Source organism: Chryseobacterium sp. MEBOG06 (assembly GCF_021869765.1).
Taxonomy (GTDB): Bacteria; Bacteroidota; Bacteroidia; order Flavobacteriales; family Weeksellaceae; genus Chryseobacterium.
Genome location: NZ_CP084580.1, coordinates 4,384,261 through 4,409,795, shown reverse-complemented (window position 1 = coordinate 4,409,795; position 25,535 = coordinate 4,384,261). Strand labels below are relative to the sequence as shown.

Here is a 25,535-nt window from a genome sequence, read left to right as displayed (position 1 = left end):
CATGATAAAAAAACTAATACTATTAGGAGTTATTTCCAGCTCTTTACTTTCTTTTGCCCAGGAAAAAATAACCATCATGCCTGCTGTAGGATATGCCTGGAGGGTTGCTGAAACAGGACCGGGACTTTCAAGAGAAGAAAAAAACTATATTAAAGGATTGAAAAACGGAGTTCATTTTGAGATCGCTGCTTATTACCATGTGAAAAATATAGGGATAGGGGCAAAATTCTCCAATTACAGTGCTTCCAGCAGTGGTACAGTGTACGGATATGATATGAGCGGTCAAAAGATTGGTTTGCCTGTGAGTACTAAGGATAATATCACTTTCTTTGGTCCATCCATTATGGCTTCGAACTATAATGAATCTACGAAACACAAATTTATTGCCGACCTATCTCTTGGGGTAATTACTTATACTACGAAAACAGCATCTGTCAAAGGTACTGGGTCTAATCTTGGTCTGGAAGCAGGAATCGGCTATCAATACGCTATTTCCAAGAATTTTATGATTGGTCCTAAAATTGGAGTTACCGCAGGAACATTGACTAAAATGAAAATGAACGGACAGTCTTATGACCTTCCGGATGATCAGAAAGAAGGCTTAACGAGAGTTTCTTTAAGTGCAGTCGCTGCATTCCGTTTTTAAGTTCTATCTTTGTAAGAATTAAAAAAATAATTTAATAATGACAGCAACAATCCTTTTATCAGCAGAACGACGCCGGTCAGGACTGTTGTTGTCGTTACTTTATCTTCATACAGATTCTTTTCTGAAAAGTTCTAAGGACTTTATCAATTAAGCCCTGCCAGGGTCCAAGGCAGGGAAGCTCTCCGGATTTTTATTTATTGCTTTTTTGCGGTTTTCTATAGAAGAAGGCTTGTTGATGCCTGTATTCTACATTGGATCATCGGGAACAACTGCATCTTAATTTTAAAAATTTTAAAAAATGTCCAATCATATTATAGTAACCACCGGAATTTATGATGCTATAAAAGATACACTCAGAAGAAAAAAAGTGAGCATCGAGGAAGAGAAAAGACTGACCGAAGAGCTTAGAAAAGCTAAGCAGGTTCTGAGAAGGGATCTGCCTGCTGACATTGTGACGGTAGAAAGAAAAGTGACTTTAAGAGATCATACATTAGACTTTGAGCATGAATATATTTTTGTACCTTCAACCAAAGCAAAACTTAAAAAAAATAAACATTCTATTCTTTCAGATATTGCTCTTGCAGTAGTTGGCTATAAAGTAGGAGATATTATTGACTGGCCTTTTAAAGATGGAGAAAGAAAAATTGAAATTGTAAAAGTGGAAGCCTGGGAAGGATAAACTTTTTCTGAATATTATTAAATTACATTGAAAGCGTGGCTTATTTTTAAGCTGCGCTTTTTATTAATGTACTGTTTTTATCTTATAAAACTCTTCTATCTTAGCTATACTTGGCATTTCTATTTAACAAATGATAAAAAAGAACCCCTCCGTGAGACTTTCTTGAGGTGGGTTGACTGCATTCCGTTTTTAAGTTTTATCTTTGCAAAAATTAAAAAAATGAACAAACCAATTTCTGAATTTATAGAAAAATATTTTCTGCATTTCAATGCGGCAGCGTTGGTAGATGCATCTAAAGGATATGTGGCGCATCTTAAAGATGGTGGAAAAATGATGATTACTTTAGCAGGAGCAATGTCTACTGCTGAATTAGGAAAAATCCTTGCAGAAATGATCCGTCAGGGAAAAGTGGACTTCATCTCTTGTACAGGAGCAAACCTTGAAGAGGATCTTATGAACCTTGTGGCTCACTCTCACTACGAAAGAGTTCCTGATTATAGAGACCTTACCCCTCAGCAGGAATGGGACCTATTAGAAAGAGGACTAAACAGAGTTACAGATACTTGTATTCCTGAAGAAGAAGCATTCAGAAGATTGCAGAAGCATATCGTTGAAATCTGGAAAGATGCAGAAGCTAAAGGAGAAAGATATTTCCCTCACGAATTTATGTACAAAATGATTCTTTCAGGGGTGCTGGAGCAGTATTACGAAATTCCTAGAGAAAACTCATGGATGATTGCTGCTGCAGAAGCAAACTTGCCAATCGTAGTTCCGGGATGGGAAGATTCTACAATGGGTAATATTTTCGCTTCTTACTGTATCAAAGGAGAGCTTACTGCTACGACAATGAAGTCAGGTATTGAATATATGACTTACCTTGCAGATTGGTATACTAAGAACTCAGCAGGTAAAGGAGTTGGTTTCTTCCAAATCGGAGGAGGTATTGCGGGAGATTTCCCAATCTGTGTAGTACCAATGCTATATCAGGATATGGAAATGCATGACATTCCTTTCTGGTCTTATTTCTGCCAGATTTCTGACTCTACTACATCTTATGGTTCATACTCAGGAGCAGTTCCAAATGAGAAAATCACTTGGGGTAAACTGGATATCACAACACCGAAATTTATCGTTGAAAGTGATGCAACGATCTGTGCACCATTAATGTTCTCTTATATTTTAGAGAATTCTTAAGAATAAACGATCTCGAAGGAGAGTGAAAATATCAGCGCTTCAATTGATTTGGAGCGCTTTTTATTTGTGCTGTGATAAGTTTTTTACAGTATACAATTTTATCTTGATAAAATCCTTTGAGCCTTCCAATGTTTCGAAGATCTACAGCTCAATACTGACATAAATGCATTGAATATTTTACAACAATATGGTATAACGTTACTCTAAAGAATTGACCAATACAAAATACCTGTAGGCCATAATACCTTTCTCAACCTTCGTCAGACTATTAGGATCTTTATTACTCAGCTTCGGAAGAACTTTTTTATTGACCGCATTCAGCAGCCGGAAAAATGATTTTTTCATATCTTTATCTTTTAATGAAACATCATTGAGTAAATAACAGTTCAAAAATGATGCAAAAATAATCACAGCTTCCTAAAAACTTTTAAAAACAATAATAATGGATGAAATTTTCAAAAAGCAGGTATATGAAGTCGCAAAGCTTATTCCTAAAGGAAGGGTTTCAACCTATGGAGCAATAGCAAAAGCTGTAGGATACCCTAATCATTCGCGCCATGTAGGAAAAGCGATGGGAGGTTGCCCAAAAGATGTTCCGGCGCACCGCGTGATTTCCAGTTCAGGAATTTTGTCCGTTCCGGAATTTCAGCCAAAGCTGGAAGCAGAGGGAATTGTGATTGAAAATTTTAGAATAAAAAATTTTAAAAAATTGTTTTGGGACCCATTGAATGAAATTTAGGGTCTAAGTTTTTACGATTCAGGTAAAGAATTATACAGTTCAGGTATATATTTTTTCAAATGGCCAGCCACCACAATACCTTTGGTTCATAATTAAAAACTAACATCATGAAACCAAACTCAATTCTTACCCTTGTATTTCTTTTTCTTGCCGTATTTTCAAAAGCACAGATGGATGATAAATTCTATCAGCCTCATAAGACAATGAAGCCTTTTGAAATGAAGATTTCAGATTCGGTTAAATTCCCCGTAGAAGATAATATCATTACTGCCTTCATCGCAAAGCCGAAACAAAAAGAAATTAAAAAGACTATTTTCTTTTTTCATGGCGCTGCGGGAAATGTAACTACCTACCAGTTTATGACAAAACCTTTAGTGGACGCAGGATATCAGGTTGTAATGATCGATTTCAGGGGATACGGAAGATCAACAGGAAGACCAACTCATAAAAATGTAGCAGAAGACGGGCAGAAATTTTTTGATGAGCTGATGAAGAGACCGGATATAAAAAATACGAAGGTTTATTTCTATGGAGCATCATTGGGGACTCAGATTGCAGCACACCTTGCTAAAGATAATGCTTCTAAAATTTCCGGATTGATTTTAGATTGCCCAATGGCTTCTTTTACTGATATTGCCGCACATTTTTCGCCACAGTATAGAGATATGATCTTGCAGACTTTAATTTCTCCCTATTCAGCTAAAGAAGATGTAAAGGCTTTAGGACAGCTTCCTATACTCGTTATTCATGCTAAAGATGATCAAACCATTCCTTATGAACAAGGGAAACTTGTTTTCGATAATACATCATCGGCGGCTAAAATTTTCATTGAGTCTAAAGGAGATCATATTGAAGGGATAATAAACAATAAAGAGGAGATTTTGAAAGCAATTGAACATCTGTAATATAAAAGAATCCAGCCGCTGCTGGATTCTTTTTATCATTAATTAATCCCTCTGTGAATCTGAAAAATTATTTTCTGATTCTTTGGGAGGCCTTTAATTCCTCTTTAAGCCTTTCATTTTCTTCTCTTAATAAAGCAATATACCCTTGTAGGTTTTCAATAATAGATTCCGGAATATTACTGTAATTACTTTGAGTATTAATTGAACCAGCTGAAGTCCCTGAATTGTCATTAAATACAGGATGATCATTATTCACAACTAATTTAGCTTCTTCATCTTCATAAATTTCCTCTACAGGCACATTTAAAAAACGGGCAAGTTTTTCCCATTCATCAGAGATGATTTTTACATCACCATTTTCCTTTCTGCTGTAGTTGGATACATCTGTTGCTATAAAATCAGCCACTTGCTGTTGCGTGTAGCCTTTTTGTTTTCTGAGAAGACGTAATTTTTCTTTTTGCATATCCGGCATTTTATACAAAAATGGAGAAAAAGTACAATGTATACAACTTAAAACAGTAAAAATGTGCATTAAAATAATAAAAACTAAAAAACAGAATCAAAAGGTTCATATTATCAATATTTTCAAATCATATTACTAATTATTTTTAGAAGTTTTTCATATTTACAGAAGTTTAAAAGCTCAAAAAAATGAAAATTTGGGAATTTAAATAATGGTTGTTGATTGATAATCAGTGTTATTCTTGATTTTATTTAAGATTAAACCCTTGATTCTTAAAAATATGATCTGTTACGAAACTTACACATTTGCTTTCCTCAATAGCTCCCTATATCCAACACAAAAAAAAGACTGTTTCATTTCGAAACAGTCTCTTGTATATTATTTTTCGAGTTGCTTATAGCTTCTCTGTACAAAATCTGTCAGGTCTTTTCCTTTCAGTAAGTTTTGCGAAAGTTTTGCAAGGTCTAATGCATATTTGATCAGACTTTCTTTTTCCTCAGTATTTTCAGTCTTTAAAATCTGATTAGAAAGTTCACTGTTGGAGTTCACAACAAGATTGTACATTTCCGGAAAACCGCCCATTCCGAACATACCGCCACCGCCGGTAGCCTGCATTTCTTTCATTCTTCTCATGAATTCCGGCTGGGTAATGGTAAACGGAGCATCAGTGCTGTCAAGATCTTCCAGTTGTACAGTAAACTTAGAATCCTGAATGGCTTCTTCCACATTCTTTTTTAAAGATTCCTTTTCAGTTTCATTCAATTTTGAAATGACAGGTTCATCTTTTTTGATAAGGTTGTTTATGTGGTCAGCATCAACTCTGGCAAAGGAAATCTTCTCTTTTGATGTTTCCAGTTTTTGAATCACGTGAGATACAACAGGAGAATCTAATAACAGGACCTCGTAACCTTTATCATTTGCTGCCTGAATATAGCTGTGCTGCTCATCTGCATTGGTTGCATAAAGAATTACCGTATTACCGTCTTTATCTGTGTGGGCAGGCTGGATTTTTTCAATCAGTTCATTCCACAGGAAGTATTTTCCGTCTGTTGTAGGGTATAATGTGAATTTATCTGCTTTTTCAGCAAACTTCTCTTCTGTAATAATTCCGTATTCAATTACGATTTTGATATCATTCCATTTTGTCTCATAATCTTCACGGTTTTCGTTGATTAGAGAAGCCATTTTGTCGGCTACTTTTTTAGTGATGTAAGAAGAAATCTTTTTTACAGCACCATCTGCCTGGAGATAAGAACGGGAAACATTCAATGGGATATCCGGAGAATCAATTACTCCTCTCAGAAGCATTAGGAAATCCGGAACGATTCCTTTTACTTCATCCGTTACGAATACCTGATTCTGATACAGCTGAATTTTATCCTTATCTATATTTAAGTTGTTGCTCAGTTTTGGGAAGAATAGAACTCCGGTAAGGTTGAAAGGATAATCAACATTCAGATGTATATTGAATAGAGGTTCCTCAAACTGCATAGGATACAGCTCGTGGTAGAACTTCATGTAATCCTCGTTCGTTAGTTCACTTGGAGCGATCGTCCATGCCGGCACGGGGTTGTTGATAATATTGTCTACTTCTTCAGTTTCAGCAACAGCATCTTCCGGAGCGTTTTCCGGTAATGGAAGGGTATGTGTTTTAGTTCCGAACTTGATCGGAACAGGCATGAATTTATTGTATTTTAATAATAACTCACGTATTTTGGCTTCTTCTAAAAATTCTACAGAATCTTCTGCAATATGAAGAATAATTTCTGTTCCCCTGTCAGTTTTGTCAGTAGTTTCTTCAAGAGTAAATTCCGGACTTCCATCACAGATCCAACGTACAGCCGGTTCATCTTTATAAGACTTGGTAAGGATCTCTACTTTTTCAGCAACCATGAATGCAGAGTAGAATCCAAGACCGAAATGTCCGATAATTCCTGAGTCTTTTGCAGAATCTTTATATTTCTCCAAAAATTCTTCAGCTCCTGAAAATGCAACCTGATTGATGTATTTCTCAACCTCTTCACTTGTCATACCGATTCCCTGATCGATGATGCGTAGTGTTTTCTGGTCTTTATCAATTTTAACTTCAAGTTTCGGATTGCCATATTCTACTTTTGCTTCTCCAATGCTAGTAAGGTGTTTCAATTTCAAAGTAGCATCAGTAGCGTTAGAAATTAATTCTCTTAAGAATATTTCGTGGTCACTGTAAAGAAATTTTTTAATAAGCGGGAAAATGTTTTCCACAGATACATTAATATTTCCTTTCGTCATCATATTTAGATTTTTTAATTTTCAAATATTTCTCAAAAAAAATACCACTCAGAGGAATATGACAGAATGACATTGTTTCTATTTATAATGAAACAAATGCATCATGTGGATTTATCAAAGAAATATAGTACTTTTAATCCTTAAATTTTTTTAAAATGAAGTTGAAATGTACAGTTTTTATTCTGCTCATAATGACCTGTTGTGTGTATGGACAGAAAAAGCCTTTAGACCATTCTGTCTATGACAGCTGGCAGAATATAGGCACGAGAAAAATCTCAAATGACGGAAAATGGGTAGCCTATTCTGTAGATCCTCAGGAAGGAAATTCTAACCTTCTTTTGTATTCAGTTAAAAATAAAACGTCAAAGAAGTTTGCCAGAGGAACAAAAGTAGCTTTTACGGATGATTCGAGATTTGCTGTTTTTCAAATCCGTCCATTGTATAAGGATATAAAAGCAGTAAAAGATAAAAAGCTTAAAAAAAATAAATTAACAAAAGACAGCCTTGCAATAGTAGATTTTCTGAGTGGTCAGACGGAAAAAATTCCTAATGTAAAATCATTTAAAACTCCTGAGAAGACAGCTTCTTATATTGCTTATATTCTTGAAAATGTAAATGATAAATCTTCGGATGATGCTTCTGATAAAGATGATGGAGAAGAGAATAAAGATGATGATAAAAATGTAAAGCCACTGCAGTTGGTAGTACGTAATCTTTTGAATGGTAGGAGTACTACATATGATAATGTAATCCGCTATGAATTCAGTAAAAACGGAAAGCAGCTTGCTTTTGTGACCAAAAAACCTGAAGAGAAAATCAGCAAGGATAAAAAGGGTGACAAAGATGCAGTAGATGAAAAACCTGCTGATAAAAAAGATAATGACAAATCAAAGCCAAAGAAATATGCATTTCAAACCATACAGGTAGTAGATCTGCAGAAAGGATCTGTAAATAAGATCTCGGAAATGGAAGGCGATTTTTCTCAGCTGTCTTTTGATGAAGATGGAAACCAATTGGCATTTGTAGGAACTTCTTCTGCACAGAATGATCTGGTGAAACTGTATCAGTTGTATTACTTTAATTTTAAAGGAAATAAAAAAGAAATTGTAAGCAATGACCATGCACAGATGAAAAAGGATTGGGTAGTTTCCGAAAACCGTTTACCCTTATTCAGCAAGAATGGAAAGCAGCTGTATTTTGGTGTTGCTCCAAAACCTATAGCGAAAGATACCGCAATGATTGCAAATGACCATGCTGTTGTAGATATCTGGAATTATAAAGATGATTATCTCCAAACGGTACAGCTAAAGGAATTGAAAAATGATCTGAAAAAATCGTATGCTGCAGTAATGCAGACAGAAAAACCGGATTTCTTTAGAAATATTGACGGAGAGGATTTGGATACTTTACGATTGGTAAACCAGGGCAATGCTGCCTTTACCATAGGTATTACAAGTTTGAATAACCGTATTCCTTCACAATGGGAAGGGGCAACAAAGAAAACGTATTTCCTGATCGATAATAAAACAGGAGAAAGAACGGAAGTCATTAAAGATTTAGACGGATCAATTGCTGTATCTCCACTTGGGAATTTTGTTGTGATTTTTGACATTGAGAAAGGGCAATGGTCCAGTTATAATGTTAAAACAAAACAAATTCATCCTCTCAATATCGGATTGCCGGTTTCTTTCGTTGACGAAGAGTTTGATATGCCGGATTTTCCAAATGCTTATGGTATCGCATCGTGGACAGATAATGATGAGTCTGTGATTATCCGGGACCGTTTCGACCTTTGGGAGTTTTTCCTGAACGGGTCGAAAAAACCGAGAAATATTACCAATGGATTTGGACGTAAGAATAAAATAACATTTGATACCTACGACTTAGATAAAGATATTAAAAGTTTAAACCGAAAATCACCTATCTACTTGTCAGCATTTGATAATATATCCAAGGCGAACGGAATTTTTAAAACATCTATTCAGTCGAATTCTGACCCAGTGAAAATCCAGATGGAAAATGTCTGGGGATATAGAAGTCTTCAGAAAGCGAAAAATACGGAAGAATATATCTTAGTAAAAGAGTCCTATACTGATTCTCCAAACATTTTTGCTACATCTGATTTCTTGGAACAGCAAAAACTGAGCAATACAAACCAGCAACAAAGCCTTTATAATTGGGGTACTGATGAACTTGTGAACTGGACAACGCCAAAAGGAAATACCTCTACAGGTATTTTATACAAACCGGAAAACTTCGATCCGAACAAAAAGTATCCTATGATTGTCTATTTCTATGAAAAGCTTTCGGATAACCTGAACCGATATGTAGAACCGGCTCCAACACCTTCAAGATTAAATATTTCTTATTTTGTGAGCAACGGATATCTGGTTTTTACCCCTGATATTTCTTATGTAGATGGTCTTCCCGGGGAATCTGCGATGGATTATATTAATTCCGGAGTTGAAAAGCTGAAGCAGAATGCATGGGTAGATGGCTCGAAAATCGGAATTCAGGGACAGAGCTGGGGTGGTTATCAGGTAGCTTATCTTATTGCTCATACCAATATGTATGCAGCCGCCTGGAGTGGTGCTCCTGTTGTGAATATGACTTCCGCGTATGGAGGAATCCGATGGAGTTCAGGAATGAACAGACAGTTTCAGTATGAAAAATCACAAAGCAGATTGGGGAAAACTTTATGGGAAGCCCCTGAGCTTTATATTAAGAACTCACCGCTTTTTGCCATTGACAAAGTAAAAACTCCGGTAGTGATTATGAGTAATGATAAAGATGGAGCAGTGCCATGGTATCAGGGGATAGAAATGTTTACAGCATTGCGCCGCCTCGGAAAACCTGTATGGCTTCTGAATTATAATGGCGATGATCACAATCTTATAAAGCGCCAGAATAGGAAAGATATCCAAATTCGTGAACAGCAGTTTTTTGATTATTATCTCAAAGGAGCTAAAGCTCCGGTCTGGATGACAAAAGGTATTCCAGCGATCCAAAAAGGAAAAGATTGGGGATTTGAGCTAACAGACGACAAACCTAATTAATGAAAAATCGGTGAAGCCCGGAGCTTCACCGATTTTTTTATTAATAATGCCTGCACCTATTTTAATAAGTGGGAAATATTTTTCGAAAAAAAATACAACGGGAGATAAACTGACAGAATGACATTTTTTTTATGATGAGCCTATTGATCCCTTTTATTATATTTACCGCCAATTATAAATAACAGTATGGGAATCTTTGATTTTTTTAAAAAGAAAAACAATAAACAGGAGAATGTAAGCACTTCGGTTGATGTGGTGGAAATGCCAGAGGAAAGAGTAGTAGAGGAAGTAGAGGAAGAATTTGTAGATACAATACCAGAAGCTCCTTCACAACCAGTAGAAGAGTATAAGGTAAATGAAGAGTACGAGAAGATCAAGATTTATAATGATTATATCGTGTATTCTATTGCACTTCAGTTAAGAGGAGAATATACTCCTATTTCAGCTTTTGAAAAAGAAAATGGCGAAGTAGAAGGTTTTGCCTATATGGTAACAGAAGATGCTTATGCTCTTCCCCCTCAGGAGGCGGTCTCCAATATGGAAGAGAAGTTTGAAAATGAACTTCAGGCAGGTAAGATCAAATCTTATATGATCCTTTATCACTCTCAGTTTGATGATAACGGTAATCATAATCCGGCAGCCAAAGAAGAAGAGTTTAAGGCAATTTCAATTTCTTATCATTTCAAAGGTAGTGATAAAGCGAAAACAGGATTACCTTACATTTTTGAGAATAATAACGTTACTTATAAAGGTTTTGCTGAATTTTCTCATGAAGAAAATAATGAGATTATGAATACCCAGCTGATCGACGGTAAAGATTATTTCCCGAATATGGAAGGTATCAAAGCTCCGGAGACTACTAACGAAGCGGGAATTATCATAAGAAAATCGAATATTCATAATCTTGTGAATACATGGAGCGGGATTTTTGGTCATGAAAATTTTCAGACTAAAGATTACGGGCAATATCTGACGAATGTTTTAATGCAGTCCACCGTTTCTGATCCGTCTGATGAGGGTAAAAGCAAAACTGAATTTGAAGATGTAAGATTTAAAACCGTTTTTACAGAAGAACTTAGTACAATAATTCCGGAAGTAAAAACTGATTATACTTTAGATTTTGAAACAAGATCAATCCGGGAATGGGAAAATGCATTGAATTTGCAGGCAATCGTGGCTGGTCCGGCTAGAAATACTTTCGGAATTTGGTTCTTTGCAACCGATTATGCTGAAAATAGAAACAAATATCTGACACAGCCTCATTTGAATGTAAATATCAGTGGTATTGTTCTGATCCTTGATGTTCATCAGAGTTTTGATTTACCTGAAGGAACTTCTGTGAGTGAAGATTTTACCACTTATGCACCAAGTAATGATGTTCCGAACTATGCATGTTTTGATTTTATTGGTCAGCTTGTAGACTTCAAAGAAACAGAATTGTTGGATGATGGAAGCGTTAAAGGATATATCCTGAAGCTGAAACTGATTACCAATGAAGAAAGAGAAGATTACTTCACTATTGACGCCTTTGTGAATAAGGAAAATATGAAATTTGAAACTCCTGTAAAGGGAATGAAGGTTGCCGGGGCATTACAGCTGCAAGGTAAAATTGTAGAATAATAATAAAAATATAAAAACAAAATGAGGCTGTTCTATAATGTTCAGCCTCATTTTTTTATAAATTGTCTGTTCTGTTGCCAAGAATTTGCTAATAAAAGAATTGGTGAATGTATGTCCGGAACAAAAAAGGCAATCCGAAGACTGCCTTTTTATTATTTTTTCTGAAAAATTATTTGTTTTTCATTTCTTCCTTGATCTTGTTTTCCAATTCCTCGGAAAGTTCAGGATTGTCTTTTAACACATCTTTTACAGCATCACGTCCCTGACCTAGTTTAGATTCTTCATAGCTGAACCAAGAGCCGCTTTTCTTCACAATTCCCATATCTACTGCAGTATCCAGAATTTCACCTACTTTAGAAACTCCTTCACCGTACATGATGTCGAATTCAGCTTGTTTGAAAGGAGGTGCAACTTTGTTTTTCACAATCTTCACTTTCACACGGCTTCCGATAGCTTCGTCACCTTGCTTAATTGGTGCACTTGCTTTTCTGATATCAATTCTTACAGAAGCATAGAACTTAAGAGCGTTACCTCCGGTAGTAGTTTCAGGATTTCCGAACATTACACCGATTTTTTCTCTCAGCTGGTTGATGAAGATTACAGTACACTTCGTTCTTGAAATAGTAGCTGTAAGTTTTCTTAATGCCTGAGACATTAATCTTGCGTGAAGACCCATTTTGGAATCTCCCATTTCACCTTCGATCTCTGCTTTTGGCGTAAGAGCTGCAACAGAGTCAATAACTACGATATCGATAGCTCCTGAACGAATAAGGTTATCAGCAATTTCCAATGCCTGTTCTCCGTTGTCCGGCTGAGAAATAATAAGGTTTTCTAAATCGATTCCTAATTTCGCAGCATAAGTTCTGTCGAAAGCGTGCTCTGCATCAATGAAAGCAGCAATACCTCCAGCCTTTTGAGCCTCAGCAATAGCGTGAAGAGTCAGTGTTGTTTTACCTGAAGATTCAGGACCATATATTTCAATGATTCTTCCCTTTGGATATCCACCTATTCCCAACGCAATATCTAATCCTAAAGAACCGGAAGGAATTACTTCTATTGTAGTGTCTATGGCAGAATCTCCCAAAGTCATTACAGTCCCTTTTCCGTATGTTTTATCTAATTTGTCAAGCACTAAAGCAAGTGCTTTTTTCTTATCATCTATGTTACTCATCGCTATTAAAATAATTTCTCAAAAATACATAATTTAAACATCAAAAACTAATATTATTTGTTGCTGAAAGCTGTTCTTAAAGTTAAAAAATGATAAAATTTCATGAGTGATGTTATTCATAACGAGAGAGATGGGAATGCGGTATTGAAAAAATAAATTTAAGATAAGAAAGTTATAGTTGGAATCAGTAAGCAGAAGGCTGGGGGAAGTTAGTGTTGAATGAATGATTTCCAGTATTTATAATCCTGACAGCTTATTGATGATTATAACCGTAGTTTTATCTCCATCCAATATAAAAAAATGCTTATCTTATAACAATGATTTTAAGATCGTAATATGGACAGAAAATTAAAACTATTCCTGATTAAATCTTTTGCTGTATTAGCTGTTATACACCTTGCTTACTTTATTTACGGATATATAAAGTTTGAAGGTGTGCAGAAAATTAGTATCTATACAGAATTTTATAGGTTCAAATTTTACGATGATGTCTCTATTTCTCACTTTTTTATATCCGGCCTTTTTTTGTTTTTCTTTGTTATTCTCCTCCTTAGGAACCATTCTAAAAAAAGAAATGAACTTTCAAAAATTTTGGTAATCGGAATGATATTGCTGTTAGTGTCCTTTTCGTCTCTGACCTTTTTCATCAGTTATAGTTTGGGAATCAATGCAAAACTAAGAACTGAACTGCCTGAAAAAGATCTTAATAAAGATAAGACGCTGCTGAATGTCTTACAGCCTTTTTTATACAACTATACTTCCTACAGTTCAGAGAAACTCTTTAATCCTGAAAATATTTTATATCCCAAACCTTATCCTGTGATTGAGCAGAGAGATACATTATACTACGATCCGAATAATAGGGATTATTACTCAACGGAATCCAGCTATTACAGTATTGATACGCTAACAATGCTGAGCAATGATCATAAAAAATTAAACAACAAAGCTAAATTGGTACTTGATTTTCTTGGGCTTGACGCCAAAGAGCTGGAAAAAAGGATTATTTCTAAAAAGAAGATAGGGGATAGTACCGAAATTATCTTTAAAGGAGCAGAGGTACATCCTCAATACGACGAGAAGATGTGTATTTTTCTTGAAAACAAAAGTCTGTTTTCTCCATTGCATAAAATCTCAGAAAAGCAGCAACAGTATCAGAATGCAGTCGAAAGATATAATTTGCTTTACAAATATGGCCAGGATTCGCTGCTTTACTCGTTTCAGAGGCTGGATAACCTTTTAAAAAAATATAATATAGAAACGCAGATAGTTCCGAAAACGTTGACTCAAGATGTCTTGTATTACCGGGATCATCAGCAGGAGCCTCTGAATGCGATTCGGAATACTTATGAAAGAAATAGTTTAAAAGAGAAATTTGCAACCCTTGATCGATTGTTCTACAAACCGAACTACCTCCATCCTTCCATCAGAGAAATTTTCACTATTGCTGTCATTAGCGTCTGGCTTGTTTTATTTTTATTGTATCTGATCTGGAATTTCACAAGAAGTAAACCCTCTTCGGATCACTTTAACAGAAACGAGCAAATATGACTTCCTGCTTCGTTGAAAAATGAAGGGCTTAATGAAAGTTTGAATTTTGGGTAATATTCAGATAGTCTTCCAGCACTTTCATCTGATCTTTGTTTCCTCTTTTTATTCTGGCATTTCTGCTTACCATCCTGTCATAGATTTTATTGAAAATAATCTTTGAGTTGGGGAAAAGCTTTCTATTGGGGACTTCGGGAATGAGTAATCTTTTACAAACTTCATCATCCAGTAAGAACCAGGTACAGCAGATGTGCAGGTACCTTAAATTTTTTCTTTGAAATTCAAATTTTAAAATTGGATTTTCCAGCGATTCATTCAGTAAAGAATGAGCAAGAAGAACGGAATCTTTATCAGCAGGAGGCTGAACGGAAGTCCATAAATAAAAATATTCCGTAGCCTGTTTTTTGTGATCTGGAAGAAGATGTTCCGGAATTCCCAGAAGATATCCTACATATTTCCAAAGGTGGAAAATTCCCTGTTCTTCTTCAATGGAAAAAGTATTCCCCAATTTCTTAAGGCTATGGAGAAAAACCAGACTGAATCCGATATATGTTGCCATCATATCCCAGGAATTAATGGGCTCGCCCCAATTTTCGGTATCCCAGTTTTTATAATGTTTCTTAATGGAAAGTCTTGCGTAAGAATGGATGAGCCTCGTTTTTATGGCAAATTCATACCCTTTTGCGTGAAGTTCCAAAGCATTATATCGTGTGGCATTCACCCAGAAATCCAATGTTTCTGAAAGACGCTTTACAGCTCCTTTTTTTAAAGCTTCTGTCACGATGAGTGGCTTATTAAGGTAAGCATAATCATAACCTCCCATCAGGCAGTAATCCCTTAGTGAGATCAGAGAATCTAAGTTGCTTCTCATGCAGAGCTCGGCTCCGCTTTTTAATAAATTATGATCAAGCCATGCAGGAATTTCCTGGGTCTGGGCGAAAAGTCTTTTTACACTTTCAGGAACAGAATCTGTTTCAGAAACTCCAGTTCTTATATAATGTTCAATTTCTCGTGAAGCTTCATTGAATTTTTTAGTAAAATAAACATCTTTTACAACCTCATCGCCAATTTCATCCACATGATAAAAAAAAGAAGAGAATTTTTCAAAGTCTTGAAAACTTACCTGTGCTCCGGAAAATTTTATAAGTGACTTTCCATTGCCATTTTTCCAGAAATCTTTGAAATGGGGTGAATCTTTAAAACGGGGGTGTAGCATGTTCATTCCTTTACCTATAAAAGTACAAGTTTTACGCCGAAATTCCGTGGTGAGATTTATCAGGGTAATAGGATGATACTTTGTGACTCTCAATATTACCCAAAAGGGTAATTGCTTCACATTGAGAGATTTTTGAACTTTGCTGCAACCATTAAAACTTTAGGTTATGCTGATAAAAAACGAAAACATGAAACTAGTAGATATCTCTGTTTATTCTAACGAGATTCTTACTGAAGGATTAGGACAGGCAGAGGTTACTGAACAGGATGCTCAGAACGCTTTGGCAGAACTTTATATTTCATACACTCAGGAACAGTCTGAAATGTTTTTAGTAAATAATGTAAATGCAGTGTCATTAACAGCTGCAAGTGTTAATTTACAAGCATTGTGGAGTAAGCTGAAAGAAATATTTTGTTCCATAGTACGGGAGGATAGTGTTTTTGGTAAAATCATTGATTTTATTCTGGAAGCCATTGCACAAATTATTCCTTTAGGAGTTTTTGTGAAATCTTTAGTAAAGATCATTATCAAGTATTTTCTCCAGAAGGGTATTGGTGCTGTGTGTCCCGTATAAACCCAAAAAACCTTCCCGATCGGGAAGGTTTTATATGATGTATTGCTGAGGTCTTATTATAAAGAAGCAGCGTGTACAAGCATATCAACTAACTTGTTAGAGTAACCCATTTCGTTGTCATACCAAGAAACAAGTTTTACGAAGTTAGGAGAAAGCATGATACCAGCATCTTTATCGAAGATAGAAGTTCTCTTATCTCCTACGAAATCCTGAGATACTACAGCATCTTCAGTATATCCTAAGATACCTTTTAATTCACCTTCAGATGCAGCCTTGATTACTGAACAGATTTCTTCATAAGAAGCAGCTTTTTCAATTCTCACTGTTAAATCTACCACAGAAACGTCAACAGTTGGTACTCTGAAAGACATACCAGTTAATTTTCCGTTCAATGAAGGGATTACTTTTCCTACCGCTTTAGCAGCACCTGTAGAAGAAGGGATAATGTTGTTCAGAGCAGCTCTACCACCTCTCCAGTCTTTCATTGAAGGGCCGTCAACAGTTTTTTGAGTTGCTGTTGTAGCGTGTACAGTTGTCATTAAACCTTCTACGATTCCGAAATTATCGTGAATTACCTTAGCTAAAGGAGCTAAACAGTTTGTAGTACAAGAAGCGTTTGATAAAATTTTGATATCATCAGTAAGTTCCTTGTGGTTTACACCCATTACGAACATTGGAGTATCATCTTTAGAAGGAGCAGAAAGGATTACTTTTTTAGCACCTGCATTGATGTGGGCCTGAGCAGAATCTTTAGATAAGAAAAGACCTGTAGATTCTACGATATAATCAGCACCAATTTCATTCCACTTTAGGTTGTTCGGATCTCTTTCAGCAGTTACTCTGATTCTTTTTCCGTTTACTACAAGATCATTTCCTTCTACAGAAACTTCACCTGGGAAAATACCGTGTACAGAGTCATATTTTAACATGTAAGCCATGTATTCTGCATTGATAAGGTCATTGATTCCTACAACTTCAATGTTGTCTCTTTCAGTCATTGCTCTGAAAACAAGACGTCCAATTCTACCAAAACCGTTGATACCTACTTTAATTGTTGACATAATAGTTTGTTTTTATAGATTATAAAAATAATTAGATTGCTAAAATTTCCGAAATCAACATCAGATCTTTGTTGATTTCATTATGCTTTTTAATGGCTTCCTCAATAGGAGTATATACTAAATCATTGGAACGCATTCCTGCCATTACATTAGTTTGCCCTTCCATTAATCCTACTACCGCACCATATCCAAGTCTGCTGGCAAGTACTCTGTCTGCACAGCTGGGAGAACCTCCTCTCTGGATATGTCCTAAAACAGTTACACGAATGTCATATTCCGGGAATTCTTCTTTAGTCTTGTTTGCAAGATCATAGATACTTCCTTGTTTCTCACCTTCTGCTACCACAACAATGCTGGATGCTTTTCCTGTTTTCTCTGCCTTTCTGAAATTAGCGAAAAGCTCATCTCTGCAGTCTTTTTTCTCAGGAATAAGAATATCCAGAGCACCCGTTGCCAACCCACTGTTTAAAGCAATGAAACCTGCATCACGTCCCATTACCTCAACAAAGAAAACTCTGTTGTGGGAAGTAGCCGTGTCACGGATTTTGTCAATCGCTTCCATCGCAGTATTCAGAGCAGTATCGTATCCGATCGTATTGTCTGTTCCGAAAATATCATTGTCGATAGTTCCCGGCACACCCACTACTCTGATGCCGAACTCTTCACTGAAGATTTTGGCGCCTGTGAAGGTTCCGTCTCCACCAATGCATACCAATCCGTCTATTCCAAGCTTTACACAATTGTCATACGCTTTCTGACGGCCTTCTTTGGTTCTGAATTCAGTAGATCTGGCAGACTTTAGAATTGTTCCACCCTGGTTGATTATATTTTTTACGGAACGAGCTCCCATTTTCAGGAAATCGTTGCTGATAAGGCCATTGTAGCCCTCTCTCACTCCGTAACATTCGATATCATAGTAATTGGCGGTTCTTACTACCGCTCTTAATGCCGCATTCATACCCGGAGAGTCACCTCCTGAAGTAAGAACTGCAATCTTTTTTACAGCACTCTCTTTCATCAAGTAAAAAATTTCGAACACAAATTTACAAAAACAAGTTCAGATTATCGTAGTAACTTTCCAATAGTTTTGAATATAAATTATTAAAAGCTTCTGAAGTTTGTAGGTTTAAAAATATATCGGGCTGTTTTGGTTTCCTTATCGTTGATATCAAGATTGTACCAAGGCGAAATATTTTTGTTAAACGGATTGGAGAGCAAGTGAATAGACTGTGCCGGGGTAAATCCTTCTCCTAATAAAAATAATTTCTGCCCTTCCTTATTTTTACTTACTCCGGCAATGAAAACAACATGTCCGGGACTTCCGGGGGTAATCAGGATGTCTCCCGTTCTTAAATCCGCGTTTTTTTCTATGGGTTTTGTTTCTTTATTTAATGAAATGGTTCCTGCATAGTTGAAGATGAGGTCCAGGTAATTCCTGAAGTTCTGGTAAGAATCATCAAAGCCTGATGTTTTTCGGAAGTTGACAGAATTTCCATTGACAAAAGCTCTTGTTCCGTTTTTATAATCACTCCAGCTGATGAGATCGCCGCTTGTAAAATGGAATTTAATTTCATCCGTCATTTTCATCTTATATAAATATTCGGCTCTCAGTCGGATGACAGCATCGGCACATTGTTGCAGGTCTTTGTTTCCTGTATCAATATCAAGAACAGCCTCGTGAAGATCTTGTGTGGAAATAGGATTGCCGTCGTATTTTAAAATCTGACTTCCATAAGGTTTCAACTTAAAATTCTCAATAAAATACCCAAAGTTGTCCGGTTTCTCATCTACCCATCTATACTCTGGAGGAGCAGAAAATCTTTCTTTAATGGTGTTTTTATCTTTATTGATTTTTACAAAGCTTTCAGAGTCTTGACGATTGAGGTGGGATGGAGATTTATCATGAGTACAGCCCAACAGAGCAATGGCCATGACCAGTCCTGAAATATTTTTTTTCATATTGTATTTGATTCTATTACAAATATGAGCATTTTTGTAATAGATAGGTCAGGATTATGTGAATCAATAGAGAAACCTGTTTACTTCTCTTCCTGCACTTCGGATTCGGGAAGAAGTAACTTCCCCCAATCATTCAGATGCCAGAGAATTTTTACCAGTTTTTCTCCCAGTTCAGTAAGTGTATATTCTACTCTTGGAGGAAGTTCATTATAAGAATGTTTCGCTAGGATTCCATCTTTCACCATTTCAGTTAATTGCTGATTAAGAACCCGACGGTCAACTTTAGCAATTCCGCGGAGAAATTCACTGGGACGTTTTTTTCCTTCATTAATCTGCCATACAATAGGAATTTTCCATTTTCCACTGATGCTGTTAACGGCGACTTCCAACGGACAGATTTTATTTTCTCCGGCTCTTCCCTTTGTTTCCATAAAATTGACTTTTTTATCCCTATGGGCGAAAAATATGCGGTATTGCCCATTTATAAAGGCTTTTACACCTTTGTAAAAATAATAAATTAAAAAGCAATGAATACACTGTCAATGCAGATTGAGAAATTGAATAGTGAATTGTTTCCACAGCTTACCCAGGAAACCTTAAAAGTATTTGGGCAATCTATACAAGATCTGAAAACAAAAAGTATTGAACAAAAAAGCATTCAGATAGGGGAGAAGATCCCTGAGTTTTCTTTACCCAATGCATATGGTGAAATGATAGATTCTTCGGAAATTCTTAAAAAGCATAAAATGATTTTAGTGTTTTACAGAGGCGGCTGGTGTCCTTACTGTAATCTGGAATTGAATTTTTTGCAGAAGAATCTTCCCGGAATAAGTAATAAAAATACTGTTTTGGTGGCTATTTCTCCACAAAGTCCGGGTCATTCATTAACAATGGCTGAAAGAAATAAATTGGAATTTGAAGTACTTACAGATTTTAATAATGCTTTTGCTGAAAAACTGGGAATTGTATTCCAATTACAGGATTTTGTCATTCCTTGTTATCAGGACCTTGGAATTAACCTTTCTGATTATAATAAAAATGAAAACAACACCTTGCCGGTTCCTGCTATATTTGTGGTAGATAAAGACAGAGTCGTCACCTATAAGTTTTTAGACGCGAATTACATGAACAGAGTAGATATGGAAAAATTATTACAGGCGTTATGACGGAAAAACGAAAAGGAGCGGGCTCCATCAAAGATATTCCTGCAGACATTTTAAAGCAGCTGAACCAAGGCAGACTGGAGACGGCTAATCTTACAGAATGGCTGGCAGTAGATCAAAAGATTTTACTGGAAAGTCTGCTTCTGCAGAAAAACCGTACAAAATATCTGAAGGCAGTTTTAGAAAATATAGATCAGCTTAAAAAGCAAACGGTTAACAGCATCAACGAAGCCATTGGAGTAGGACTACTCAATCTGGCAGTCGAAAATCATGATCAGGCTTTTTTATCAGAGATTTCAACCCATCAGTCAGATCTGGTACGCTGCTGGGCTGCGTATGCTGTGGGAAGAAACAAGAATCTGAATATCGGAGAAAAATTAAATAAAATCCGTGCTTTTGCTTCAGATACTCATTTTGGAGTAAGGGAAATTTGCTGGATGACAGTACGTCCTGACATTTCAGAAAATCTTGCCGAAGCTATCTCCATCTTATCTGAATGGGCCACTCATGAAAATGAAAATATAAGGCGTTTTGCCAGCGAGTCAACAAGACCAAGAGGGGTCTGGTGTGAACATATAGCGGAATTGAAACAAAATCCGGGATTAGGATTAGAAATTCTGGAGCCACTACAATCTGATTCATCCAGATATGTGCAGGATAGTGTAGGAAATTGGCTTAATGATGCCGGTAAGTCAAAACCTGAGTTTGTCATAGAAATTTGTGATGAATGGCTTAAAGAAAACCCAGCAAAAGAAACCCAGTATATTGTAAAAAAAGCTTTACGAACCATCAGCAAATAAAAGTTATCCACAAAACAAACTTGCCGGTTCATTTTCTATCCGAATTTTGGACCGGAGAAAAATTGAATATGAATCCCTTCAATAAAGGATTTGACGTAAGAATCTTTTCAAATCTCTATAATACTTAGTTAAAAAAGTTATCCACAATATCAAAATGTTGATTTATTTTTTAGCCGAAGTAGTTGTAATTTAAAAAGTTAATGAAGTTTCTTCTCAAAGGCTTTGGCGTGAATTTTTGTTTCTTATCTAACTTAAAAAGTTATCCACAATATGGAAATGCTGATTAGTTTCCCTCCTAATTTTCCAAATGAAATAAAAAATTAGAAAGAGTACAACATACAATATATAGGGTGTGAAAATTTATGAGACTTATGGTGTCTGTAATTGTAAAAGTTATCCACAAAGTCAGATTGTTGATTTTGTGTGATTATAAATACTTGATCATTAGTGTAGTATGAAAGTTACATTTGAAGGGGCTTATCGTGGATTTTTATTTTTAGGTTATTGAAAAAGTTATCCACAAAGTGGAAATTAGAATTGGATCCCGGCAGATCCTTGAAATTTCGAAGATCTAATAAAAATAGGACACGGATGCCATCCATATGAGAAGAAGATCTACATAGAGTATTATCATTTATGGTTAAAAAAGTTATCCACAATATCAGAGTGCTGATTTGTTTTTTACTGTAAATAACTATTAATGAGTTTTTTAATTAGAAGTCCTCGCAGAAGTGCTGAGCATGAATTTTTGTTAGCCAAATAACTGACAAAGTTATCCACAAAGTGAAAATGTTGATTTCATTGTATATGATAGTCAATATGTTGTAAATGAAAAAGCTTACCACTTTTCGGTCAGGTACTTCCAATATCTTTTCGGGACATGTTGAATATGAAGTTTAAGATTTTTCCTTTCAACAATATTGGTTTTGGTAAAATATCTCTGCCAAAGGGTTTGGTAACGGTTTTCATCATCATGAAATTTCTCATGATATTTATTGAGGTCCAATTTCTCATCAGGGTAGAAGAAATCGCAGTTTTCCAGATCATAAAGAATACCATAGTTTCTTCGCAAATCGTAGATCATCCATTTCTGATCCTGGTAGCGGTCTTTAAAATGTTTTCTGATCAGTGGAAGTACATCAAAATCCGGATCTATTTTCGCAAAGAAAACGCCATCCAGCATTTTTTCAAAACGGACAAAAGCAGTCATCCGGTGTCTTTCACGATCTACAGATTTGCAGATTTTTGATATTTTTAAAATATCACGGTCGGCATAATTTTCAAGTATATTTTCCATCGGGTGTTTTATGGATTGTTGTACAGCCGACAAAATAAGTTGTTCTGACTCCGCTTCTTCTGATAAGAAAACCTTAAGTAACTTATGAATTCCTGATTTACCTATATTGTCTTCGAGTTTATTTAAAACTCTTTCCGATTTATCATTCTGCGTAACTACTTCGTGAATTTCAGCGAAAATATTCTTCTGGTGAAAATGCGATTTTCTGAATATTTCAACCTCTTTATAACGATATTCAAAAACTTCGAATACCGCGGTTAAAATTCCGTCAAAACTTCCGTCATAAATCATTGTAATCATAATTCTTTTTTTGGTAGCGAAGGTGCATTATGTACAAAAATAACGAAAAAAGACACCCACTAAAACTGAGTGAGTGTCTTTTTTTAAAATAAAATTGCTCTGTTCTTTTTTATTCTTTGAAATACTGTATTCTCTGAGATTCAGGAAGATCGTTGAGGTGTGGCATTTCACCGTTACGGTATTCCCTGTAGAGTTTTGAGATATCTTCAGGGCTGTCGGCAACAAATGGTCCGTGCTGTACCACGGAAACATTATGAGGTTTTCCTGCATAAAGTACAAAGCGGGCTGTTTGGTCGCCTGTCTCAAATGTTAACTGGCTCTCTTCGTCACTTCCTGTTTTGTTGAGCCATCCGGTCTGACCTGTTTTTACAGTTCTTCCGGAAATCTTCACAGAGCCATCTAATACATAGATCAAACCATTATAATCTCCCGGAATTTCCTGCACTATATGTGCATTTTTTTTCATGTGATAGTCTATTAAACTGAAGGGTGTGTAATCTTTAACAGGAGAAGTGAGTCCGTTGCTGCTGCCACTATAAATTCTTATTTCATAGTGATCGGTGATGATCTTAGGAACATCCTCTAAAAGTATTTTTTGAAAAATTGGCTGCGTCCATCTTTTATCAAGAGGCAGCACAATCCAAACCTGCAGGTAATGTACATTTTTTTCTGTTGATATTTCCTCTGTATGAATAATGCCTTTTCCTGCACTCATGATTTCAAGACTGCCGGTTAAAAGATCTTTTTCGTCACCGTTTAATACGAGGGTTAATGTTTCAATTCCTGCATGGGGGTGGGGGCCGCCTACCGGAGGTCCACCCGGAAGATTCATATCATCGTCCATAAATACAATAAACGGATCAGAATCCTGATAAGGAATATTTTCCAATACGTTTAATGCTTTATGCCCTTTTCCTAAAAAACCTTGTCGCCATGACCCTTGTATTACTGATTTTATTGTTCGTTGTATCATTGTAAGTGCTTTTATTTATAAGTCAAATTTCCAAAAAAAATCTCTACATTTATCATGTGTTACCTAAAGGATAGTAGTTACAAAAAAGATACTTATGCATACTAAAGAAACATGTCAGAGATCTATCCGTGCGCTTAAAGATACATTGGATGTGGTAGGAGGCAAATGGAAATTGGTACTGGTCACAGTTCTGATGAGTGGGAAAAGGAGGTTTGGAGAATTATCCCGTGAAGTGGGGATTACGCCCCGTATCTTATCTAAAGAATTGCAGGAGCTGGAAGTCAATGGTCTTGTAAGCAGGACGGTTCTTGATACGAAGCCTGTTACGGTGGAATATGAACTTACTCCGTACAGTAAAAGCTTACAGGAAGTACTGACTTCCATGGAAAAATGGGGTGAAAGCCATAGAGAAAAAACGATTAGGGAAATGCAGGAAGACAATTCCGAATACCATAAATAATATCATCCCTGCCCGAGCTCTGTATTTTTCCGGATTATAATCAAAACAAACTCAACTGCTGAGAAAATTGATTGTGAAACTTGGAAGAGCTTCCCCCTACAAGCAGTTTTCTAAAGTTTTTATCCGTCAGATATTTCAGATAAGCATTTCCGGTGTTAAAATCAATAAAATATTTAGCCCGGTTCACTGCTGCTCCCAGTTTTTTGAGGTGATCCATCGTTAAAATCTGAAACCTTCTTGCACTGATAATCTTCTGGGCAGATTTTACTCCTATTCCCGGGATTCTTAAAATCATCTGATAATCCGCAGTCTGAAGGTTGATCGGAAAGTGATGCAAATTCCGTAGAGCCCAGCTTAATTTCGGATCTACTTCCAGATCAAGAAAAGGAACGTTTGGATCTAAGATTTCTTCCGCTTTAAAACCATAAAATCTCATCAGCCAATCCGACTGATACAAACGGTTTTCACGAAGCATAGGTACCTCGGTAGTTAAAGAAGGCAGTCTTTTATCTTCTAAAACAGGAACATAACCGGAATAATACACCCTTTTCAGATTAAAATTTTTATAAAAATGATCGGCAACTTTGATGATCTGCAGATCATTTTCGTTAGTGGCTCCTACAATCATCTGTGTAGACTGTCCTGCCGGAGCAAACTTGGGAACTTTTTTCAAAACTTTTTTCTCGTCCTGATATTGGGTGATTCCTTTCTGAATGTAGCGCATCGGGTTGATCATATCCTGTCTGTTTTTCTCAGGAGCTAACAATTTTAATCCGCTTTCCGTTGGAATTTCAATATTTACAGATAATCGGTCTGCATATAGTGCAGCTTCCTGCATCAGCTCGTCGCTTGCCCCTGGAATAGATTTCAAATGAATATAGCCATTAAAATTCTCTTCCACACGCAGCTTTTTGGCTACTCTTACGAGCCGTTCCATAGTGGTATCTGCATTTTTGAAAATTCCTGAGCTTAAAAACAAGCCTTCAATATAATTTCTACGGTAAAAATTAATTGTAAGATCTACCACTTCTTCAACTGTAAAAGCTGCTCTTTTAATATCATTTGAACTTCTGGAAACACAGTAAGCACAATCATAGATACAATGGTTGGTCAATAGAATTTTAAGAAGAGAAACACATCTTCCGTCTTCCGTATAGGTATGACAAATTCCGCTTACGGAACTGTCTCCTAAAGCCCCTTTTTTATTTTTTCTGGTCCCTCCGCTGGAAGAGCAGGAAACATCATATTTCGCTGCATCGGCAAGGATTTCGAGCTTTTCTTTCAGGCGTTCAAAATTCATATTTCTTAAGAATTGATATTATTTGTATCGGACTTTAATTAAATAGTGTTCAAATTTAGTTCCAAAATTGATAAATGTCAATCTTTTTTCATAGAAGTTATCAACAAAAAAGCCCCTCAAAATCATTATATTTACGGCTC

At 36.1% G+C, this 25,535-nt stretch carries 24 protein-coding genes; 12 read left to right on the top strand and 12 right to left on the bottom strand.

Going from position 1 to position 25,535, the window contains the following annotated elements; genetic code table 11:
- The first annotated feature begins 1 nt into the window (after position 1).
- The 3 genes from LF887_RS20110 (at position 2) to LF887_RS20100 (ending at position 2,519) form a co-directional block, all read left to right on the top strand.
- Positions 2-646 carry a hypothetical protein gene (locus LF887_RS20110; RefSeq protein WP_236856043.1) on the top strand — a complete coding sequence of 215 codons (645 nt, stop codon included), beginning with the start codon at positions 2-4 and terminating at the stop codon, positions 644-646.
- Positions 647-944: 298 nt separating this feature from the next.
- The gene (locus LF887_RS20105) at positions 945-1,325 is read left to right on the top strand and encodes a GreA/GreB family elongation factor (protein ID WP_236856042.1); all 381 of its coding nucleotides are present in this window, start codon (positions 945-947) and stop codon (positions 1,323-1,325) included.
- A 219-nt stretch (positions 1,326-1,544) separates the two neighbouring features.
- Positions 1,545-2,519, top strand: a complete 975-nt coding sequence (locus LF887_RS20100; protein ID WP_076354641.1) for a deoxyhypusine synthase family protein — start codon at positions 1,545-1,547, stop codon at positions 2,517-2,519.
- Positions 2,520-2,717: 198 nt separating this feature from the next.
- Here LF887_RS20100 and LF887_RS20095 read toward each other — a convergent pair whose 3' ends face one another.
- Complete coding sequence (locus tag LF887_RS20095) at positions 2,718-2,864, bottom strand: hypothetical protein (protein ID WP_236856041.1); 147 nt, start codon at positions 2,862-2,864, stop codon at positions 2,718-2,720.
- A 97-nt stretch (positions 2,865-2,961) separates the two neighbouring features.
- Here LF887_RS20095 and LF887_RS20090 point away from each other — a divergent pair, with 97 nt between their 5' ends.
- Positions 2,962-3,258 (top strand): MGMT family protein, encoded by a 297-nt coding sequence (locus LF887_RS20090; protein ID WP_236856040.1) that lies wholly within the window; start codon positions 2,962-2,964, stop codon positions 3,256-3,258.
- A gap of 107 nt (positions 3,259-3,365) precedes the next feature.
- On the top strand, positions 3,366-4,163 hold the full coding sequence (locus LF887_RS20085; protein WP_236856039.1) for an alpha/beta hydrolase: 798 nt from the start codon (positions 3,366-3,368) through the stop codon (positions 4,161-4,163).
- Between the two features lie 67 nt (positions 4,164-4,230).
- Here the strand turns inward: LF887_RS20085 and LF887_RS20080 are convergent, their stop codons facing one another.
- Together LF887_RS20080 and htpG are read right to left on the bottom strand one after the other, a co-directional pair.
- Complete coding sequence (locus LF887_RS20080; protein WP_236856038.1) at positions 4,231-4,626, bottom strand: helix-turn-helix transcriptional regulator; 396 nt, start codon at positions 4,624-4,626, stop codon at positions 4,231-4,233.
- 378 nt (positions 4,627-5,004) lie between these two features.
- Positions 5,005-6,897 carry a molecular chaperone HtpG gene (htpG, locus tag LF887_RS20075; protein ID WP_236859531.1) on the bottom strand — a complete coding sequence of 631 codons (1,893 nt, stop codon included), beginning with the start codon at positions 6,895-6,897 and terminating at the stop codon, positions 5,005-5,007.
- A gap of 155 nt (positions 6,898-7,052) precedes the next feature.
- Here htpG and LF887_RS20070 point away from each other — a divergent pair, with 155 nt between their 5' ends.
- The gene (locus LF887_RS20070; RefSeq protein ID WP_236856037.1) at positions 7,053-9,953 is read left to right on the top strand and encodes a prolyl oligopeptidase family serine peptidase; all 2,901 of its coding nucleotides are present in this window, start codon (positions 7,053-7,055) and stop codon (positions 9,951-9,953) included.
- Positions 9,954-10,139: 186 nt separating this feature from the next.
- Complete coding sequence (locus tag LF887_RS20065; protein WP_236856036.1) at positions 10,140-11,573, top strand: hypothetical protein; 1,434 nt, start codon at positions 10,140-10,142, stop codon at positions 11,571-11,573.
- 169 nt (positions 11,574-11,742) lie between these two features.
- Here the strand turns inward: LF887_RS20065 and recA are convergent, their stop codons facing one another.
- Positions 11,743-12,744, bottom strand: a complete 1,002-nt coding sequence (gene recA / locus LF887_RS20060) for a recombinase RecA (RefSeq protein ID WP_236856035.1) — start codon at positions 12,742-12,744, stop codon at positions 11,743-11,745.
- A gap of 603 nt (positions 12,745-13,347) precedes the next feature.
- On the opposite strand from recA, the gene LF887_RS20055 reads away from it, so the two are divergent.
- Positions 13,348-14,295: a hypothetical protein gene (locus tag LF887_RS20055; protein ID WP_236856034.1), complete on the top strand. Its 948-nt coding sequence runs from the start codon at positions 13,348-13,350 to the stop codon at positions 14,293-14,295.
- 28 nt (positions 14,296-14,323) lie between these two features.
- Here the strand turns inward: LF887_RS20055 and LF887_RS20050 are convergent, their stop codons facing one another.
- Positions 14,324-15,514: an oxygenase MpaB family protein gene (locus LF887_RS20050; RefSeq protein WP_236856033.1), complete on the bottom strand. Its 1,191-nt coding sequence runs from the start codon at positions 15,512-15,514 to the stop codon at positions 14,324-14,326.
- 181 nt (positions 15,515-15,695) lie between these two features.
- On the opposite strand from LF887_RS20050, the gene LF887_RS20045 reads away from it, so the two are divergent.
- Complete coding sequence (locus LF887_RS20045; RefSeq protein WP_236856032.1) at positions 15,696-16,082, top strand: hypothetical protein; 387 nt, start codon at positions 15,696-15,698, stop codon at positions 16,080-16,082.
- 56 nt (positions 16,083-16,138) lie between these two features.
- Here the strand turns inward: LF887_RS20045 and gap are convergent, their stop codons facing one another.
- From gap to LF887_RS20025, 4 genes are all read right to left on the bottom strand, one after another.
- A complete protein-coding gene (gene gap / locus LF887_RS20040) occupies positions 16,139-17,143 on the bottom strand; it encodes a type I glyceraldehyde-3-phosphate dehydrogenase (RefSeq protein ID WP_236856031.1) in 1,005 nt (334 codons plus the stop codon).
- Positions 17,144-17,174: 31 nt separating this feature from the next.
- Complete coding sequence (pfkA, locus tag LF887_RS20035; protein ID WP_236856030.1) at positions 17,175-18,161, bottom strand: 6-phosphofructokinase; 987 nt, start codon at positions 18,159-18,161, stop codon at positions 17,175-17,177.
- An 83-nt stretch (positions 18,162-18,244) separates the two neighbouring features.
- Positions 18,245-19,102, bottom strand: coding sequence for a DUF4846 domain-containing protein (locus tag LF887_RS20030; protein WP_236856029.1), 858 nt, complete (start codon positions 19,100-19,102; stop codon positions 18,245-18,247).
- A gap of 80 nt (positions 19,103-19,182) precedes the next feature.
- Complete coding sequence (locus LF887_RS20025) at positions 19,183-19,533, bottom strand: winged helix-turn-helix transcriptional regulator (protein WP_236856028.1); 351 nt, start codon at positions 19,531-19,533, stop codon at positions 19,183-19,185.
- A gap of 96 nt (positions 19,534-19,629) precedes the next feature.
- On the opposite strand from LF887_RS20025, the gene LF887_RS20020 reads away from it, so the two are divergent.
- Positions 19,630-20,268, top strand: a complete 639-nt coding sequence (locus LF887_RS20020; protein WP_236856027.1) for a peroxiredoxin-like family protein — start codon at positions 19,630-19,632, stop codon at positions 20,266-20,268.
- The gene (locus LF887_RS20015; protein WP_236856026.1) at positions 20,265-21,065 is read left to right on the top strand and encodes a DNA alkylation repair protein; all 801 of its coding nucleotides are present in this window, start codon (positions 20,265-20,267) and stop codon (positions 21,063-21,065) included. The genes LF887_RS20020 and LF887_RS20015 overlap by 4 nt, the downstream gene beginning before the upstream one ends.
- 838 nt (positions 21,066-21,903) lie before the next feature.
- On the opposite strand, the gene LF887_RS20010 is transcribed toward LF887_RS20015, so the two are convergent.
- Complete coding sequence (locus LF887_RS20010; RefSeq protein ID WP_236856025.1) at positions 21,904-22,662, bottom strand: TIGR03915 family putative DNA repair protein; 759 nt, start codon at positions 22,660-22,662, stop codon at positions 21,904-21,906.
- A gap of 109 nt (positions 22,663-22,771) precedes the next feature.
- The gene (locus tag LF887_RS20005; RefSeq protein WP_236856024.1) at positions 22,772-23,635 is read right to left on the bottom strand and encodes a pirin family protein; all 864 of its coding nucleotides are present in this window, start codon (positions 23,633-23,635) and stop codon (positions 22,772-22,774) included.
- Positions 23,636-23,729: 94 nt separating this feature from the next.
- Here LF887_RS20005 and LF887_RS20000 point away from each other — a divergent pair, with 94 nt between their 5' ends.
- On the top strand, positions 23,730-24,095 hold the full coding sequence (locus LF887_RS20000) for a winged helix-turn-helix transcriptional regulator (protein ID WP_236856023.1): 366 nt from the start codon (positions 23,730-23,732) through the stop codon (positions 24,093-24,095).
- Between the two features lie 40 nt (positions 24,096-24,135).
- Here LF887_RS20000 and LF887_RS19995 read toward each other — a convergent pair whose 3' ends face one another.
- The gene (locus LF887_RS19995) at positions 24,136-25,395 is read right to left on the bottom strand and encodes a putative DNA modification/repair radical SAM protein (protein WP_236856022.1); all 1,260 of its coding nucleotides are present in this window, start codon (positions 25,393-25,395) and stop codon (positions 24,136-24,138) included.
- Positions 25,396-25,535: the final 140 nt, after the last annotated feature.